Here is a 14,809-nt window from a genome sequence, read left to right on the forward strand (position 1 = left end):
TAGCGGATTGTTAGCGGGAATGTCCCATTACTTTCCGCTTCATATTTTTATCCCTATGTTATTTAAAGGTGTGTGAAATGGCAAAAATTACAATTGTTGATGATGCGGAAAATACTTTAGAGATAGATTGTCACGATGATGATGTTTTCCAGTTTCTCGATTTAGCCGGTCTCGCACGCGAGCATGGACTATCAAAGCAAGTTCTTTGTAACCGCCTGGCACGCAGAATGCCATTAATAATTGCTCTCAAAACTGAAAAGCGCAGTTATTCTAAAAAGTGATCATCAAGTCTAAATAATAGCCCTGCCCTTTTAGGGTGGGGCTTTTTTATGTGCGTAGCTAACTGGCTATGCAGATACTATGGAGTTTATATAATGACAAATAAAATAAATGCTGCAACGCTCGTTAACAGGGTTATTTATTCTACTGACAGAGCCAGCCTTAAACGTGTCCGAGCTGAATTAAAGAGCCTGCAAAATCAGTTTAGTAAAAATGCGACGATGCAAAGCAAGCAGACAATTGCGAATGCTAAAGCAGCAGCGATCGCACAGGTAGCAGCAGCACGCTCTACTGCCATTGCACAGAAGCAAGCTAACCAGACAGCACAACAATCGGCTAACCAGGCTGCGAAGCAGCAAAGGGCGCAGCAGGCCGCACAGCAGAAGATAATCAGTGCACAGCTAAAACAGCGTGAGAAGGCACAGAAAGCCGCTGACAAGGCTAAACAGACGGCACAGACACGTGACCAGAGAGCTACTCTCAAACTCAAAGATGCAGCTTTCTCTATAAGCCGGATGCAGGGATTAGACGGCGCTCAACGTTATGCAGCAATTCAGCAGGCTAAGCAGTTAACAGACCAGTACCGTAAAGGTGCTATCGATCTTGCTGAAATGAACCAACAAATGAAGTTTTTAAGAGTAAATACTTCAGCGGCTGCGCGACAGGCACGCAATCTTTCACGTAAACAAGGCCAAAAACCCGCTACAGGCAATTCTAAATGGTTGGTCGGTGCTGCGCTTACTGGCGTTGTAGGCGGTGGCGCTTATGCGGTAGGACGTGGACTAGAGACAGCAAGAGATACGCTCTCAGAGGCTACAGAACGCAATGCTGACCGCCTCAAGCTTAGAATGCAGGGCATTAGTCCAGCAGAAGGCGATGCGATTATCCAGCAGGTTTATGCACGTACCGGCACACGCTTAAGCCGTGAACAACTGGCAGACCAGGCAAAAGATTTTCAGGAGAAAGCCGGTGAAGCTTCACAAGGTACATTCAAGAAGCAGAAAGACGGTTCTTATAATTTCTCTGGCGGCGGTGAGCTATCCGACCTGATACAGGCGATCACTAACAAAGGTGGTGTTGATGCTGGTAAACAGGTTCAGCAAAACATTCAGTCTATGAACTGGCCGCAGTTCCTGGTCTACGCAAAGCAGCTACAAAACCAGTTTGGCTTCACTCAGAAGGAAATGACCTTCTTCACAGAAGCGATCAATGACGGATCTCTGACCTTCCAGGCTATCGACGCTAACGGCAAGAATGTTACTGACGCTATGAAGCGCATGGCCGAAAGTGGCTTAGCAGCTACTAATCAGCAGATAGATGCAATTCAATGGCTATCAAGCCTCTCTAGCGTGACACAACAAGCCTCTGAGAACTTAGGCGACGCATTTAGCGCGGCATTCGCGGATAAGCTGAAATCACTAGGTGTTAACGCTGACAGCGCTATTGATGCATTCAGCGAAACTAAACCAATCGTTGAAGAGTTTGGCCGTTCTCTTGCCAGCCTTACTTCCTGGGCAATGAGCATTCTCAAGCATATCCCTGGCAGCAAAACCTATAACGAGAATGCATATCGTGATGCTCAGGATAACTACAACGAGCATAAAGACGATAGCGCCTTATCCCAATGGTTCTGGAAGCGCTGGAGTAGCAACAGCACAGCAGGCGATCAGGGATGGCAAGACGCAGCGAAAGGACTTAATAGACAATCGCCGGTTGTGAATATGGCAACAGGAGAAAACTCAAACATGTTCAGCAATGGATATGCTCAGCGCCAGATGCCGCCGATTAACAACAATCTTCAAATGAAGATCCAAGTAGTCCCGGATGGATCAGCCTTTGGTAATGCTGTTTCAGCACATGCCACTGATATTTTTAACAATGGTATCAATGATATAAGCTTTGATATGAACAGCAGCATGTTAAGGGGGTAACAGATATGGCTTTAAGTACCTCTACAAGTAATAACTCTGGCTCTTCGACTACAGAAGAATCAAAAGTGACTTACCTGTTTCTGGCTTCTCGTCTTTATCCATTTGGCCTGAGTGGTGAAGTTAAGACAGACGACAAAGGCCAGTTAGTTAAATCTGACGATCAGCAAATAATGTCGCTCGATGTCACTACTAGGTTTACTAACGACTGGAGCGGGGAAGTAACACGTTACCCGGTTAGCCAGGGTTCAGAGATTACTGATCACATCACCATCAGAAACAGCAAATTCACGCTGGAAGGTATGATTAGTGATATGCCGTTTGAAAAACATCCGGCAGAGTTCTTTGGCAGCTATGGCACAGGCTCTTATCGTGCTATGGCCGCTGTAGAGACTTTCCAACAGATGTTTGAGGAAAAGGTGGTGTTTACTCTGTTTTCTGAATATCAGCAGATCGATAACTGTGTGATTACGTCAGTTAACTTTGAACAGTCTGGAGAGTATGCCGTGCATTTTGCTATCGGGATTGAGCAACTCAGGTTTGCATATGCAAAAACAGTGACTCTGAATGTTAGCTCAGCTACGAAGAAAAAGACGGGCAGCAACAAGAACGGCGGCGGCACAACTAAGGTTCAGATGGACCCAACGAGCTACCAACAAAACCGGGATGCTGCACAGAAGGCAGCAGATCGGACAGGATGACTTGAACATTAATCACTACATATAGTGTTTTTTTGCACATGCATATCAATATGTGCCATTTTTACTTGACGCCGTTCCGTTTGCTATCTAGGATTTTCTTTAGAGGGCAAGTGCCGTGCTTGCTCCGATGCCTGAAGGGGGGCGCTATGACTCATAAGATTGGTCGTGATGCAAAAACTGGGCAGTACATTCCTGTGAAGGAAGCTAATAAGCGACCTAACACAACGGTTGTAGAGACAGTAAAAACCCCAAAGAAAAAAGGTAAATAGTAAAAAAATATCAAGCGTCCACTGTGGCGCTTTTTGTCTATCTCTGGAGACTATACGCATGGCCATAAATATTTTTGTAACTTACGATCTGATAAAAACTAAAGACTATCTTGCTGTTCATACCGCTATTAGAGCATTAGGAACTTGGGCAAAAGTAACTGAGTCTAATTGGTATGTTCGAACTCAATATGATTTAGAAACGTGTTTTAATCATGTGCGAAAGTCATTGGACGCAGATGACAAGTTAATATTGGTAGATGCAACAAATAATAGCGCTAGATGGAACAATATTGACCCAGTTGAAGCCAAAAAAATAGTTGATAATTGGCAAAAATGACTACAGGCGGCGTTGCCGCCTTTTTTATTTTATTTATTCATACTCTATCAAATCAATTAATCTTTTAAGCTCTTTGATGTCTGCGCCTGCTGAATAAATCTGGTAAGAAATTGTTTTAGCTTTTTCGTGTCCAAGCAGTTGATTAGCGCGTATTTCTGGCACTTCTTTCCTGTCTAGCTCAGTGCTGAAATTATGCCTTAAACTATGGAACACTTTGTTCTTAACGTTTTTACCTAACGTTTTAATTCTTGCCCTAGTAAACGCTTGACTATACCAGTAACTTTTCTTCCCATCCGTTCTATCAGAAACGCTTGCCCGATAAAATAGATAGCCAGAATGACTTCCTTTAACCAGTCGCTCAACGATGGCAAGTAACTTTGAGTGTATTGGAATGACACGAATAGCATTTTTGTTCTTGCCTTCCTTAATGTCGAAACACTTAATCCCGTCAATCTCAATTATGTTTGTAACCCGAAGACTTGCTAACTCTTCCAGCCTAGCACCAGAATACAGCCCCATCATTGTCAGGTCATGCAATTCACCATCCAGCGAATCGAGTAACAAACGTAACTCTGCATACGTAAAAGGCTTATAGCTTTCGCTCTGTGCATTATCAAGCTTATGGCCTCGGAAGGGGTTTAAATGCGCTTGTGGCGCATCCTGATAACGCGAAGCAGCATAATCGAACAACATCCCTAAGTTAGCTACATAATGCCTTACAGTCTGCGCTGCACGTTCCTTGCTGGCGTATTCAATAAAGTTTGTCACCATTGTTCGGTTAACCTGCGTTAGCTTCACATCCTTCCGGCTCAAAAACTCCAGAAACAATTCAACGCCTTTGTTCAGCTTTGACAAGGTTGTTAGCTTCCTCTTCGCCTCATGCTGAAGCAGATAAATATCTGCAAGCCGCCTTAGAGTAGGGCAGGCATTAACGGAAAAACTAAAGTTGTCCGGCGTATTCTCTACGTGATTACGGAGACGTTTAATCTCAGTAAGCACAGCATCAATCCTCTTTTCGGTTTTAGGTTTTACTTGCTCACGTAGCAGATTAAATTCAGCGATCATTGCATCTCTGAACAATCTGGCTTCCTGTATGTCTCCTGTGCCGCTCGATTTGCTGTATGAGGTGCGGCCCTGAAAGAGTCCTCGCAAATAGGGAGGGATGATAACGCGGGTGTACCAGATACCATCTTCTGAAAGGAACAGATAGGAGTTTCTACGATCTTTGTGCTTGATCTTCTTCATCGGTCTCTTTACCTTTGATCGGGCAATTCACAAGGTAGAGTGTGAAGATGTGGGGGGAAGGCTCCGGCTCGTTACCTCAGGTAACGGATAGCTCAGCTGGGAGAGCGCTTGCATGGCATGCAAGAGGTCAGCGGTTCGATCCCGCTTATCTCCACCATTATCTCACGCCTGATCCCTCAGGCAGCGTCTCAAATAATCCCAAAAAATCGACGAAAGCCTTGCCGCGCGCAAAAAAAGAGCGACATTGCTGCCGCCCTGTTTGCCTACGCCGTTACGCTTTGCTTCTCCGGCTGCAGCACGCGAAAGCCGTGCGTGCCGTCGCGATCCAGCTGCGCCACCAGCCCATACTCCCAGTCGAGATAGGCCTGCATCACCGCCGGTTCGATATCGGTACCTTCATACGGGCGACGATAGCGATCGATGGCGGGGGAGAGCAGCGTCTGTTCGCCAGCTTCCGTCGGCAGCCCGGCGTTGCGCCAGGCGGCATTGCCGCCCTGCAGCAGCCAGACCGGCTTGCCGGTTAGCGCTGCTACCTGCTGCACCGCATAGCCCGCCAGCAGACTACTGCCACAGGTCAGCACATAGCGTTCGGCCTCGGGCAGTAACGCGCTGCCCTGCTGCTGCAGCGTTGAGCGCAGCAGCCAGGCGGCCCCAGGAATATGGCTTTTTATATAGTTGGCGCGCGTGGTGAAATCCAGCACCTGGGTATCGCCCTGCTGTAGCCAGTCGTTCAGCTGCTGCGGAGAGATCGCTTCGGCCGCAGGCGCTGCGGGCAGCTGCGGTGACCAGCCGCCCGTGGCGCTGAAGTCCTGGGGTTGCAGCCCCTCCAGCACGGCGGCTTCCCAGCCCATCTGTGCCAGCCAGGAGGCCGTCATGCTGGCGCGCACGCCGTCGTTGTCAATCAGCACGATTCGCGCGCCGCGCACGCTGGCGTAGTGATCGGTTTCCTGCACCAGCTGGCCGCCCGGCACGTGACGGCTGCCTGGCAGATGCCCGGCGGCGTACTCGTCGGCGTCGCGCGTGTCGAACAGATAAGTTGTGCGTGGCGCCTGCTGCCAGCGGGCCAGCGTTGCCTTATCGATGCGCGCCACGCCAGCGCGATCCGCCACCTGCCGCGCTGCCGCTGCCGCATGGCGACGGGCGGTTTCGCTGGTCTCGCCGTAGCGGCGCGCCTGATGCTGCTCCAGAGCGAATCCCGCCAGCGTCCAGCCGATGGTGCCGTTGCGCAGCGCATAAACCGGATTACGGATGCCGGCGTTAACCAGCGACTGGGTGCCGATAATGCTGCGCGTGCGGCCCGCGCAGTTGACGATCACCGTGGTATCGGGGGAGGGGGCGAGATCGCGCACGCGCAGCACCAGTTCCCCGCCCGGCACGCTGATGCCGCCGGGAATCGACATGGTGTGGTATTCATCAAAGCGGCGCGCGTCGAGCACCACCACGTCAGCCTGGTCGCGCAGCAGCGCGTTGACCTCTTCAGCCGCCAGCGATGGCGTATGGTTGTGGTGTTCCACCAGCTCGCCAAACGCTTTGCTCGGCGAATTCACATCGATAAACAGCTCGCCGCCCGCCGCCTTCCAGCCGGCAAGGTCATCTTTAAGCAGGCTGATAGCGGTGTAACCCCAGGCCGCCACGCGCTCCGCCGCCGCCTGCGCCAACCCTTCGCCGTTGTCGTAAAGCGTAATCGCCGTATCGCGGCGAGGAAGGCGATCCAGCCACTCCAGCTCCAGCTTCGAGAGCGGAATGTTCACCGCGAACAGCGGATGCCCCTGCGCATAGCGCGCCTCGTCGCGCACGTCGACCAGCGCCACTTCCTGCTGCTGGCGCAGCGCCTGCTGAATCTCTGCGGCGTCGCGCAGAGGAAAAGTTTTAGCCATGTGAGAGATCCCAGATATTAGGTAAGTAGCGGTTGCTGTAACCGGAGATAAAGGGCTTTTCGCTGCCGTCATCGCGGTAGACCGCGCGTTTTACCGCGCCGATATTGGCGCCGTAGACGTGGATGCTGACAGAGACGCGATCGTCGTAAGCGTTGCTGACGCGATGGATATCGCCGACGCGCGGCGATACTGCCTCGATCTGGCCGGGGTCGAGACGAACCGGTGCGCCCGCCGCCGCCAGCCCGCCCTGCGCCGGCCGGAAGCTCTGCGACACTTCTGCGCCGCGCAGCATGCCGATTAATCCCCAGACGCGATGATCGTGCACCGGCGTCTGCTGGCCCGGCCCCCAGACAAAGCTCACCACCGAGAAGCGCTGCTGCGCGTCGGCATGCAGCAGATACTGTTGATAATGCTGCGGATGCGGCTGGGCGAACGCCTCATCCAGCCAGTCGTCGTGCTGCAGCAGCGGACGCAGCAGCTCGCTGCCGCGCGCCAGAATGGTCGCCTCGTCCGGCTGCCGATCGAGCAGGGCGGCGAGCTGCGCCACAAAGTCGCGCAGCCGCTGATAGTTCAGAACGCTCACGATTTGTTCTCCTGATAGTGCCGCGCCACCTGATTCGCACCGCTGGCCAGGCTGAAATCGAAGGCGCCGCTGACGTCGACCGCTTTTGGCAGCACCTGATAGCGATGGAAGAAGTCGGCGGATTTTTGCAGCGTCGCGATAAGAGAGGAATCGAACACCAGCGGGCGAATGCGCGCGTCGGCAATCCAGCTGCTGGTGATGGTGGTCGGCATATTCAGCGATTTGCCCAGCGCCTGCGCGAACGGCTGCGGATGCTGCGCCGCCCAGACCTGCGCCTTCGCCAGCCGCGTCAGCAGATCGGCGATGGCCTGGCGTTTCGCCGGGTCGGCCAGCGCCTCTTTGCGCGCCAGCGCATAGGAGTAGCCCGACATAATGCCGCTGCCGCCGCCCTGCGGCACGCGCACCGTGCCGTCAACCTGGGTTGAGGTAGCGATATAGGGCTCCCACGGCGCCCAGGCGGAAACCGCGCCGGAGGTCAGCGCCGCGCGGCCATCCACCGGGCCGAGAAAGCGCAGCGTCACCTCGTCCGGTTTCAGTCCGGCGCGCTCCAGCAGGCCCAGGATCAGATAATGGCCCCAGCCGCCGCGGTTGACGGCGATCTGTTTGCCTTTCAGATCCTGCAGGCTGTGGATGCCGGCGTCAGGGCGCGTCAGCAGCGCGATGCTGTCGGGATTGTTCTGCCAGGCACCCACCGCTTTTACCGGTGCGCCCGCGGCATAGACAAACAGAAAGGGCAGATCGCCGGTAAAGCCGACATCCAGCGCCCCCGCGTTCAGCGCCTCCTGCACCGGCGCGCCCGAGTCAAAGGCGGTGAGCTTCAAATCGTAGGGCAGATTATTGAGTTCGCCGGACGCTTTCAGCGAGGCGAAGCGATCCCCTTTGACATCGCCGAGGCGCAGCGACACTTTTTCAGCGGCCAGCGCGTGGTTAAGGGTGAGCGCCAGCGCGATTCCGGCAAATAAGGCGGCGAGACGCATCAGGCGCTCCTTTTGACGCGCGTCAGAGCGGCGACTTTTTCGCGCGTCAGCGGCAGCAGCTCGCGGCCATACTCTTTCGCGTCGTTGAGGGGATCGAAGCCGCGGATCAGCACGCTGTCGATGCCAAGGTTGTAGTAATCCAGCAGCGCGTCAGAGACCTGATCGGCCGTTCCCACCAGCGCGGTGGAGTTGTAGCCGCCGCTGACCAGCTTCGCCACGCCGGTCCACAGCACTTTATCGTGGCGGTCGCTGGCGTTCGCCGCCGCCAGCAAGCGCTGCGCGCCGACGCTTTGCGGCTTCGGCAGGCCAAAGGTATAGCCCGATTCAACCAGCTGCTTCTGCGCTGTCTGGTAGATATGTTCCGCGCGTTCCCAGGCCTCTTTCTCGGTTTTACCGATAATCGGGCGGAAAGAGATATTAAATTTAATGTCGCGTCCTCTTTTCGCCGCGGCGGCGCGCACGGTTTGCACCGTTTCCGCCGCGCCCTGCAGCGGCTCGCCCCACAGCGCGAAGACATCGGCGTGGCGCGCGGCGACCTCTATCGCCTCGGGCGAAGAGCCGCCGAAGTAGATCGGCAGTTTGCTTTGCAGCGGCTTGATCGCCGAGAAGGCCTGCTCGGCCTGATAAAAATCGCCCTGATGATCGTAAGGCTGCGCGGAGGTCAGGCTTTGGTTCAGCACATGGAGAAATTCGTCGGTACGCGCGTAGCGTTCCGCCTTGTTGAGAAAGTCGCCGTCGCGGCGCTGTTCGCTGTCGCTGCCGCCGCTGATGATATGCACCGCCAGGCGTCCGTCGGTCAGGTGATCGAGCGACGCCAGCTTGCGCGCCGCCAGCGTCGGCGAGACAAAGCCGGGACGGTGCGCCAGCAGAAACTTAATGCGTGACGTGCTGGCGGCGGCGTGCGCTGTTACCAGAAAACCGTCTGGTTGATCGGACCAGTAGCCCACCAGAATCCGGTCAAATCCCGCCTCTTCATGGGCGCGGGCAAAATCAGCAATATAATTTTTATCGAATAACGGCCCGCTGGCCGGAATGATTTCAGAGGCCAGACGATGGCCGATCATACCCAGAAATTGAATGCTCATGCGCTTCTCCCGATGTTGAGTAATGAAAAAACTACGGGGCGACGGGCCTGAGATGAAATTCGATATTGTGCAAAGGATTTGCGGGAATCGGGGAAGGGCGACGCCGCGCGGCTGAGGCGGTGCGACAGGCGTTATATCAGTCAGGAATAATTAAGAATAAGCGGAGAGAAGCCGTGCTGACGTGAATGACAGGGAACCCTCGCGCCCTCGCTGGCGGCTCGTCCCGCGCACTCCCTTACGCAGGTGTCATTCACGTCCTGAATTTATGTGCCGTCTGCAGGGCGAGAACCTGTCTCGCCCCTTATTATCAGAACGCCAGCACCAGACCGGCGATGGCGGCGGAGAGCACGCTGACCAGCGTTGAACCGTAGAGCAGCTTCAGGCCGAAGCGCGACACCACGTTGCCTTGCTCTTCGTTCAGGCCTTTGATCGCGCCAGCGACGATGCCGATAGAGGAGAAGTTAGCGAAAGAGACCAGGAAGACCGACAGAATGCCTTCAGAGTTCGGCGACAGCTGGCCCGCCAGCTTCTGCAGATCCATCATCGCCACAAACTCATTGGAAACCAGCTTGGTAGCCATAATGCTGCCGACCTGCAGTGCTTCGTGCGCCGGTACGCCCATTACCCAGGCGAACGGATAGAAGACGTAGCCCAGCACGCCCTGGAAGCTGATGCCGAAGATAAAATCGAACAGCGCGTTCAGGCCGGAAATCAGCGCGATAAAGCCGATCAGCATCGCCGCGACGATAATCGCCACGCGGAAGCCGGCGAGGATATATTCGCCCAGCATCTCAAAGAAGCTCTGGCCTTTATGAATATCCTGCAGCTGCAGATCCTCTTCGCTGTCGACGCGGTAAGGGTTGATCAGCGACAGCACGATAAAGGTGCTGAACATGTTAAGCACCAGCGCGGCGACCACATACTTCGGCTGCAGCATGGTCATATAGGCGCCGACGATCGACATGGATACGGTCGACATCGCGGTCGCGGCCATGGTGTACATGCGGCGCTGCGACATTTTGCCGAGGATATCCTTATAGGCGATAAAGTTTTCTGACTGTCCCAGAATCAGAGAGCTGACGGCGTTAAAGGATTCCAGCTTGCCCATGCCGTTGATTTTAGAGAGGACGGTGCCGATGCCGCGGATCACCCACGGCAGAATGCGGAAATGCTGCAGGATGCCGATCAGCGCGGAGATAAAGACGATCGGGCACAGCACGTTGAGGAAGAAGAAGGCCAGGCCTTTCTCATTCATGTTGCCGAACACGAAGTTAGTGCCTTCGGCCGCATACTTGAGCAGATGATCGAACAGGCCGGCGAAGCCTTTTACAAACCCGAGGCCCGCCTCGGAGTTGAGGAAGAACCACGCCAGCAGCACTTCAATGACCAGAAGCTGGACAATGTAGCGAATACGAATACTTTTACGGTCGTGGCTGACGAGTAACGCCAGCACGCCTACCACCACCAGTGCTAAAAGGAAGTGCAAAATATGGGACATGCTTGCTCCAGATTTGAGGAGGGTTGTAATTTGCTGCGTATTCTATGTAACGCGTTACTTAAAAACGAGATCAATTCCACATTATAAGGATTCGCTATCACCCCTTTTCTCAGAAAACTCTTACCAGTCACAGCCTGTTCACAAAATGTTCACACCTAATATCCACAAATTCATTGTCTATAATATGTCCGAAGCGTAGAGTGAGGTGCGTTGCACATTTTTTAGCAAGTCTCGCTTTACCGTAAGGTATAGCAATGGCTATACTTTATAGCACTATCTATCACAACGATAACGATAACCTCATTTCACTTGCCGCGATCAGACCATAAGCTGCCATGGTAAAAACGCGTTCAGACAGGTAGAGAGATATGTTTGAGAGCCGTACCGCCGAGCGTGCCGCTCGCGGAGTCAGAAAAATCAAGCTCGCGCTGCTGGGGCCGGCCTTTATCGCCGCCATCGGCTATATCGATCCAGGTAACTTCGCCACCAATATCCAGGCCGGTGCGGCCTACGGCTATAAGCTGCTGTGGGTCGTGGTGTGGGCCAATATCATGGCGATGATCATTCAGCTGATGTCCGCCAAGCTCGGCATCGCCACCGGTAAAAACCTCGCTGAGCATATTCGTGACCGCTTTCCGCGCCCGGCGGTCTGGTTCTACTGGGTGCAGGCGGAGATTATCGCCATGGCGACCGACCTGGCGGAGTTTATCGGCGCAGCGCTCGGTTTTAAGCTGCTGCTCGGCATTTCGCTGCTGCAGGGCGCCGTGCTGACCGGCGTGGCGACCTTCCTGATCCTGATGCTGCAAAACCGGGGTCAGAAGCCGCTGGAGGTAGTGATAGGCAGCCTGCTGCTCTTTGTGGCGGCCGCCTATATCGTTGAGCTGTTCTTTTCGCAGCCGAAGGTTAGCGAACTGGTGACCGGCATGGCGCTGCCGTCGCTGCCGACGTCGGATGCGGTCTTCCTCGCAGCGGGCGTGCTGGGCGCGACGATTATGCCGCACGTTATCTACCTGCATTCGGCGCTGACGCAGGGCGGCGAGAGCGGCAATAAGAGCCAGCGCTACTCGTCGACCAAGCTGGACGTGGCGATCGCTATGACTATCGCCGGCTTTGTTAATCTGGCGATGATGGCGACCGCCGCCGCCGCGTTTCACTTTAGCGGCCACAGCGGCATCGCCGAGCTGGATCAGGCCTATCTGACGCTGACGCCGCTGCTAGGCCATGCGGCGGCGACGGTGTTCGGCCTCAGCCTGGTGGCGGCGGGTCTCTCCTCTACCGTGGTAGGCACGCTGGCGGGTCAGGTGGTGATGCAGGGCTTTATCCGCTTTCATATTCCGCTCTGGGTGCGTCGTCTGGTGACTATGCTGCCCTCGTTTATCGTGATTATGGCGGGCTGGGATCCGACGCGCATTCTGGTTATGAGCCAGGTGCTGCTGAGCTTCGGCATTGCGCTGGCGCTGATGCCGCTGCTCTCCTTTACCGGCAACCGCGAGATTATGGGCGAGATGGTCAATTCACGCCTGATGCAGAACGCTGGCCGCGCTATTGTGGTGCTGGTAGTCGCGCTCAACGCCTATCTGCTTGTTGGCGAAATCCTCGGCCTGTAAAGGTAATTCACAGGCTGGCCCGCGTATGCCGGGCCAGCCGCGCTTTTAACCGCCTGTGCTGCCGCCCTTGGCGGCCCGCCTCAGCTCATTTACTCTCGGTATGCAGCCGTTTTCTCTTTTCACACAGGAGTCAGGTTATGCATGCACTGGTAGTGGTCGCCCATCCCGATCAAGATTCTTTTACTCACGCCGTCGCGCGGGCGCTAACTAACGAGATTCGCGCGCCGCACACCTTTGAAATAGCCGATCTGATAGCGGAGGGGTTTGATCCGCGCTATGCCGCCGCCGATCTGGCGCTGTTCCGCAATGAATCCGCGCCGCCCGCCGATGTGCTGGCCGAGCAAAAGCGCATTGATGGCGCCGACGCGCTGGTGCTGGTTTATCCCGTTTACTGGTGGTCATTTCCCGGCGTGCTGAAGGGCTGGATCGATCGCGTCTTTACTCACGGCTGGGCATATCAGGAGAGTCCCGACGGCAAAATCGACAAGAAGCTGGGCCGCCTGCAGGTGCATCTGCTGGGAATTGGCGGGGCAAATCTGCGCACCTATGCGCGGCGCGGCTACTATGCCGCGATGCGCACGCAGATCGACGAGGGCATTTTTGACTATGTCGGCGCGCCGGTGAAAACCTCGGAGCTGATCCTGCTGCCTGACGCCGACTCGCCGGAAGCCCATCTGGCAACGGCGCGGCAAACGGGACGTCGGCTGTTTGCTGATTAAAGGCCGCTCAGCGCCGGTATTGCGCAGCGGCCTTTAGCCGCGCCATCAGTGATGGTGGTGGTCATGGCGATCGTGGCGATCGTGATGGCGCTGCGCGTCGCGCCAGTGGTGGCGACGCTCGCGCTCATGCCAGCGTCGCTCGCGCTCCCACTGCTGATGACGGCGCCACTCTTCATGGCGCCACCAGCGATGGTTATTATACTGATAGCGGTCGTGCCACCAGCGTGGCTCGCGCCAGCGGCCGCCGTCCCAGTAATAGCCGCGACGATCCTGGTCTCCCAGATTCAGGGTCACGCCCGGCGCCAGGCTGATAGAAGCGCCGGCAGCCTGAACGTTGTGGATCGCCAACGGCGACAGGCAGGTCAGCAAAGCAGCAAAAACAGCAAATTTCATCTTCTTCTCCTTATCAGCGACAGCGCCGCTGTGGTGCAGGCGTTATGCCCGCGCATTGCTTGTGTAGCGATTCAGAGTGTCGCTGACAATTGTGAGGAAAATTGGAAGAAAAAGGGGATTGAGACAATTCTGTCTGCAGAAACGCCCGGCGCGGCGGCCGGGCGGGCAGGGATTAGAGCAGCACGCCTTCGATAGCGGAGAGTTCGGCGATGGTAAAATGCTGATTAGCCAGCATCTCCACCGCGTCGTCGATCTGCGCGGTTTTGCTTGCGCCGATCATCACCGAGGTGACGCGCGCGTCGCGCAGCGTCCACGCCAGCGCCATCTGCGCCAGCTTCTGGCCGCGCTGCTGCGCAATCTCATTCAGCTTGCGCACTTTTTCCATTTTCTCGTCGGTAAGCTGATCTTCGCGCAGGAACTTGCTGCCGCTCGCCACTCGCGAATCCTCGGGAATACCCTGCAGATAGCGGTCGGTCAGCACGCCGCCCGCCAGCGGAGAGAAGGCGATGCAGCCGACGCCGTTGTCGCCCAGGGTTTCCAGCAGGCCATTTTCCGGGCCGCGTTCAAACATTGAATAGCGCGGCTGATGGATCAGACAGGGCGTGCCGAGATCGCGCAGAATGGCGATCGCTTCTGCCGCACGTTCCGCCGGATAGTTGGAGATGGCGGCATAGAGCGCTTTACCCTGACGTACCACCTGATCCAGCGCGCGCATGGTCTCCTCCAGCGGCGTTTCCGGGTCGGGGCGGTGGTGATAAAAAATATCTACATACTCCAGCCCCATGCGCTTCAGGCTCTGATCGAGGCTGGAGATAAGGTATTTGCGCGAGCCCCAGTCGCCATAGGGGCCATCCCACATGGTGTAACCCGCTTTGGTGGAGATCACCAGCTCATCGCGAAACGCGCGGAAATCTTCGCGCAGAATGCGGCCAAAGTTCTCTTCCGCCGAGCCCGGCGGCGGGCCATAGTTATTGGCCAGATCAAAATGGGTAATGCCGCGATCGAACGCGTGGCGCAGCAGCTCGCGGCTGTTGTCGACGCGCGTGTTGTCGCCAAAGTTATGCCACAGGCCAAGCGAAATCGCGGGCAGTTTTAGCCCGCTGCGGCCGCTTCGGCGATATTCCATTTGCTGATAACGACCGGGATGCGGAAGGTAGGTCATACGGCTTTCCTGTCAGAGGGAAGAATTTTAAAGCGCAAGAATAGCAGTGTATGCGCTTACACACAGTCACACTGGGCTGCAAAACGCATACTTACAGAATAATCCCCCATCGTAACGCCGGGTTGCCACTTTTTTGTTCAGCCGATTGC

15 protein-coding genes are annotated in these 14,809 nt (G+C 55.4%); 7 read left to right on the forward strand and 8 right to left on the reverse strand.

Annotated elements, in window-relative coordinates; translation table 11 throughout:
* Positions 1–77 precede the first annotated feature (77 nt).
* From MHZ97_RS19500 to MHZ97_RS19515, 5 genes are all read left to right on the forward strand, one after another.
* Positions 78–281 carry a hypothetical protein gene (locus MHZ97_RS19500; RefSeq protein WP_239315471.1) on the forward strand — a complete coding sequence of 68 codons (204 nt, stop codon included), beginning with the start codon at positions 78–80 and terminating at the stop codon, positions 279–281.
* A 93-nt stretch (positions 282–374) separates the two neighbouring features.
* Entirely contained in the window at positions 375–2,210 is a 1,836-nt protein-coding gene (locus MHZ97_RS19505) for a hypothetical protein (RefSeq protein ID WP_239315472.1), read from the forward strand.
* 5 nt (positions 2,211–2,215) lie between these two features.
* Entirely contained in the window at positions 2,216–2,908 is a 693-nt protein-coding gene (locus MHZ97_RS19510) for a phage baseplate protein (protein ID WP_239315473.1), read from the forward strand.
* 146 nt (positions 2,909–3,054) lie between these two features.
* Positions 3,055–3,177, forward strand: a complete 123-nt coding sequence (locus MHZ97_RS22325) for a hypothetical protein (RefSeq protein WP_255729685.1) — start codon at positions 3,055–3,057, stop codon at positions 3,175–3,177.
* A gap of 58 nt (positions 3,178–3,235) precedes the next feature.
* Positions 3,236–3,514 (forward strand): hypothetical protein, encoded by a 279-nt coding sequence (locus tag MHZ97_RS19515; protein WP_239315474.1) that lies wholly within the window; start codon positions 3,236–3,238, stop codon positions 3,512–3,514.
* A gap of 33 nt (positions 3,515–3,547) precedes the next feature.
* On the opposite strand, the gene MHZ97_RS19520 is transcribed toward MHZ97_RS19515, so the two are convergent.
* The 6 genes from MHZ97_RS19520 to MHZ97_RS19545 all read right to left on the reverse strand — a co-directional run bounded on the left by MHZ97_RS19520 (position 3,548) and on the right by MHZ97_RS19545 (position 10,779).
* On the reverse strand, positions 3,548–4,759 hold the full coding sequence (locus MHZ97_RS19520) for a site-specific integrase (protein WP_239315475.1): 1,212 nt from the start codon (positions 4,757–4,759) through the stop codon (positions 3,548–3,550).
* 263 nt (positions 4,760–5,022) lie between these two features.
* Positions 5,023–6,636, reverse strand: coding sequence for a rhodanese homology domain-containing protein (locus MHZ97_RS19525; RefSeq protein WP_239315476.1), 1,614 nt, complete (start codon positions 6,634–6,636; stop codon positions 5,023–5,025).
* The gene (locus tag MHZ97_RS19530; RefSeq protein WP_103794275.1) at positions 6,629–7,219 is read right to left on the reverse strand and encodes a cysteine dioxygenase; all 591 of its coding nucleotides are present in this window, start codon (positions 7,217–7,219) and stop codon (positions 6,629–6,631) included. The genes MHZ97_RS19525 and MHZ97_RS19530 overlap by 8 nt, the downstream gene beginning before the upstream one ends.
* Positions 7,216–8,196 (reverse strand): ABC transporter substrate-binding protein, encoded by a 981-nt coding sequence (locus MHZ97_RS19535; RefSeq protein ID WP_239315477.1) that lies wholly within the window; start codon positions 8,194–8,196, stop codon positions 7,216–7,218. The genes MHZ97_RS19530 and MHZ97_RS19535 overlap by 4 nt, the downstream gene beginning before the upstream one ends.
* Positions 8,196–9,281: an LLM class flavin-dependent oxidoreductase gene (locus MHZ97_RS19540; RefSeq protein ID WP_239315478.1), complete on the reverse strand. Its 1,086-nt coding sequence runs from the start codon at positions 9,279–9,281 to the stop codon at positions 8,196–8,198. The genes MHZ97_RS19535 and MHZ97_RS19540 overlap by 1 nt, the downstream gene beginning before the upstream one ends.
* A gap of 307 nt (positions 9,282–9,588) precedes the next feature.
* Positions 9,589–10,779 carry a NupC/NupG family nucleoside CNT transporter gene (locus tag MHZ97_RS19545; protein ID WP_103794272.1) on the reverse strand — a complete coding sequence of 397 codons (1,191 nt, stop codon included), beginning with the start codon at positions 10,777–10,779 and terminating at the stop codon, positions 9,589–9,591.
* A gap of 368 nt (positions 10,780–11,147) precedes the next feature.
* On the opposite strand from MHZ97_RS19545, the gene MHZ97_RS19550 reads away from it, so the two are divergent.
* Positions 11,148–12,386 (forward strand): Nramp family divalent metal transporter, encoded by a 1,239-nt coding sequence (locus MHZ97_RS19550; protein WP_103794271.1) that lies wholly within the window; start codon positions 11,148–11,150, stop codon positions 12,384–12,386.
* A 137-nt stretch (positions 12,387–12,523) separates the two neighbouring features.
* Positions 12,524–13,105, forward strand: a complete 582-nt coding sequence (locus MHZ97_RS19555; RefSeq protein WP_239315479.1) for an NAD(P)H-dependent oxidoreductase — start codon at positions 12,524–12,526, stop codon at positions 13,103–13,105.
* A 45-nt stretch (positions 13,106–13,150) separates the two neighbouring features.
* Here the strand turns inward: MHZ97_RS19555 and MHZ97_RS19560 are convergent, their stop codons facing one another.
* Together MHZ97_RS19560 and mgrA are read right to left on the reverse strand one after the other, a co-directional pair.
* On the reverse strand, positions 13,151–13,498 hold the full coding sequence (locus MHZ97_RS19560) for a DUF2502 domain-containing protein (protein ID WP_239315480.1): 348 nt from the start codon (positions 13,496–13,498) through the stop codon (positions 13,151–13,153).
* 172 nt (positions 13,499–13,670) lie between these two features.
* Positions 13,671–14,660, reverse strand: coding sequence for an L-glyceraldehyde 3-phosphate reductase (mgrA, locus tag MHZ97_RS19565; RefSeq protein ID WP_239315481.1), 990 nt, complete (start codon positions 14,658–14,660; stop codon positions 13,671–13,673).
* Positions 14,661–14,809 lie beyond the last annotated feature (149 nt).

This window comes from Pantoea sp. ACRSC (assembly GCF_022346785.1).
Classification (GTDB): domain Bacteria; phylum Pseudomonadota; class Gammaproteobacteria; order Enterobacterales; family Enterobacteriaceae; genus Pantoea; species Pantoea alvi.

Excerpts from the sequence above, each read along its gene's own strand:
- MHZ97_RS19500 (WP_239315471.1), top strand. The coding sequence starts at position 78 with ATGGCAAAAATTACAATTGTTGATGATGCGGAAAATACTTTAGAGATA.
- MHZ97_RS19505 (WP_239315472.1), top strand. The coding sequence starts at position 375 with ATGACAAATAAAATAAATGCTGCAACGCTCGTTAACAGGGTTATTTAT.
- MHZ97_RS19510 (WP_239315473.1), top strand. The coding sequence starts at position 2,216 with ATGGCTTTAAGTACCTCTACAAGTAATAACTCTGGCTCTTCGACTACA.
- MHZ97_RS22325 (WP_255729685.1), top strand. The coding sequence starts at position 3,055 with ATGACTCATAAGATTGGTCGTGATGCAAAAACTGGGCAGTACATTCCT.
- MHZ97_RS19515 (WP_239315474.1), top strand. The coding sequence starts at position 3,236 with ATGGCCATAAATATTTTTGTAACTTACGATCTGATAAAAACTAAAGAC.
- MHZ97_RS19520 (WP_239315475.1), bottom strand. The coding sequence starts at position 4,759 with ATGAAGAAGATCAAGCACAAAGATCGTAGAAACTCCTATCTGTTCCTT.
- MHZ97_RS19525 (WP_239315476.1), bottom strand. The coding sequence starts at position 6,636 with ATGGCTAAAACTTTTCCTCTGCGCGACGCCGCAGAGATTCAGCAGGCG.
- MHZ97_RS19535 (WP_239315477.1), bottom strand. The coding sequence starts at position 8,196 with ATGCGTCTCGCCGCCTTATTTGCCGGAATCGCGCTGGCGCTCACCCTT.
- MHZ97_RS19540 (WP_239315478.1), bottom strand. The coding sequence starts at position 9,281 with ATGAGCATTCAATTTCTGGGTATGATCGGCCATCGTCTGGCCTCTGAA.
- MHZ97_RS19545 (WP_103794272.1), bottom strand. The coding sequence starts at position 10,779 with ATGTCCCATATTTTGCACTTCCTTTTAGCACTGGTGGTGGTAGGCGTG.
- MHZ97_RS19550 (WP_103794271.1), top strand. The coding sequence starts at position 11,148 with ATGTTTGAGAGCCGTACCGCCGAGCGTGCCGCTCGCGGAGTCAGAAAA.
- MHZ97_RS19555 (WP_239315479.1), top strand. The coding sequence starts at position 12,524 with ATGCATGCACTGGTAGTGGTCGCCCATCCCGATCAAGATTCTTTTACT.
- MHZ97_RS19560 (WP_239315480.1), bottom strand. The coding sequence starts at position 13,498 with ATGAAATTTGCTGTTTTTGCTGCTTTGCTGACCTGCCTGTCGCCGTTG.
- mgrA (WP_239315481.1), bottom strand. The coding sequence starts at position 14,660 with ATGACCTACCTTCCGCATCCCGGTCGTTATCAGCAAATGGAATATCGC.